Origin of the sequence: Pseudomonas sp. PB106 (genome assembly GCF_009764645.1) — a bacterium.
GTDB lineage: Bacteria > Pseudomonadota > Gammaproteobacteria > Pseudomonadales > Pseudomonadaceae > Aquipseudomonas.
Window position 1 is genome coordinate 1 of sequence record NZ_RWIM01000094.1, and the last position, 1,527, is coordinate 1,527.

Sequence of the window (1,527 nt, forward strand, 5' to 3'; positions counted from 1 at the left end):
AGCCTTCGGCAGCTCCTACATTGGTTTGTCGTACACCCTGTAGGAGCTGCCGAAGGCTGCGATCTTTTTTGTCCATCATGGCTATGATGCCAATAGCCAACCTTGATTCGCCGCACTCCGCGCCCAGGCCTATTCTTCAAACATGTGTTCAACATGGATCGAGGAGTCTTCAACATGGGCAAACGTCACCCCAACCTTCCCGCGTGGCAATGGCGCGCCTACCCGGGCAATCATCAGCACCCGACCAATCTGGTGTTGCACCTGATCGCCGTGCCGTTGTTCATCGTCGCGTTTCTGTTAATCGTGTCCGGGGTGTTCAGCCTGAGCCTGGCCAGTGTGGCGATCGGCGTGATTGGCATCGTCGCAGCGCTGGGCTTGCAGCGCCACGGCCACCGGCTGGAGGCGCAAGCCTCCGAGCCATTCAGTGATCGCAAAGATGCGGTTTCACGCCTGCTGGTCGAGCAGTTTCTGACTTTTCCACGGTTCGTGCTCAGCGGCGGCTGGTGGCGCGCCTGGCGTGAGCGCCACCGTCGGCATTGAGTCAGGCGAAGATCGTGACGGTCTGGCGACTCATGGCAACCAACTCCCCTTGCGCGCTCCACAACTTGGCGGCGACATGGCCGTAGCCGTCGGCGGCGTATTCGATGTCGGCCAGGTATTGGCACCAGTCCAGCGTGCTCAAATCGTGTAACGGCTGAACGAATTCGATGGTCCAGGTCAGCGTGCTGCCCGGCGCAGGCTTCTTCAAATACGGCAACAGCGCGGGCGGCCATGCATCGACCAATGCCAGCAGATGCGCCTCGTTGACCGGCTCTTCTTTGACATCCCCGCGCAACCGCACCCAGCCACCCATCAGTCGCGATGGCGTGCCGGTGAACGGCATGCCGCCGACGCTCCAGCGCATCGCCAGATGGCGCATGAATTCCGGGGTCACGCCTTTGATATAGGGCAACTCCTGGCACTCGTCCCAGTGTTTCATTTCGGGCGCCGGATACGCCTCGACTGCAACCTCAGACGGCCGCGAAGCACCAAAGCTGCCCTGGACAATCGTCACCACCTGACCGTTCTGCATCGCCCGGCCCAGCACTTGGCTGACGGCCTTGCCTTCACGCAACACATCGACCTCGAAGGTCACCGGGACATCCGGCTCGACCGGGCCGACAAAGGTGATCGCCAGCGAACGCACCGGGCGCTCCGCCGGCACCTTCGCGCGCATGGCTTCGTATTGCAGCGCAGCCACCAGGCCACCGAAACTGGCGCGACCCTGACCCCACTCGGCAGGAATCGTCAGTTCCGGTTGGCGGCGGACCGCATCGAGCAAATCGCTAAAGCGCATGGCAACCTCGGGAAACGAGAAATGAATGCAGGGATCTTAACCAGACCTGCAGGGCGCCGCAGCGTCTATTCCGGTCAAATGGGCTGACAGAAAGGCCTTAGCGTATTTCAAATACAGACACAAAACCCTGTAGGAGCTGCCGAAGGCTGCGATCTTTTGATTTTTAACAACAAGATCAAAAGATCGCAGCC

Annotated in this window: 2 protein-coding genes; one reads left to right on the plus strand and one right to left on the minus strand. The window is 60.4% G+C overall.

Annotated features, from left to right (window positions below; all coding sequences use genetic code 11):
* Positions 1-174: 174 nt before the first annotated feature.
* A complete protein-coding gene (locus EJA71_RS12350) occupies positions 175-540 on the plus strand; it encodes an Mpo1-like protein (RefSeq protein ID WP_158957167.1) in 366 nt (121 codons plus the stop codon).
* A gap of 1 nt (position 541) precedes the next feature.
* Here the strand turns inward: EJA71_RS12350 and EJA71_RS12355 are convergent, their stop codons facing one another.
* Positions 542-1,336, minus strand: a complete 795-nt coding sequence (locus tag EJA71_RS12355; RefSeq protein ID WP_158957169.1) for an acyl-CoA thioesterase II — start codon at positions 1,334-1,336, stop codon at positions 542-544.
* Positions 1,337-1,527 lie beyond the last annotated feature (191 nt).

Bases quoted from the DNA above. Each gene is read 5' to 3' on its own strand.
- EJA71_RS12350 (WP_158957167.1), top strand. From the start codon at position 175: ATGGGCAAACGTCACCCCAACCTTCCCGCGTGGCAATGGCGCGCCTAC.
- EJA71_RS12355 (WP_158957169.1), bottom strand. From the start codon at position 1,336: ATGCGCTTTAGCGATTTGCTCGATGCGGTCCGCCGCCAACCGGAACTG.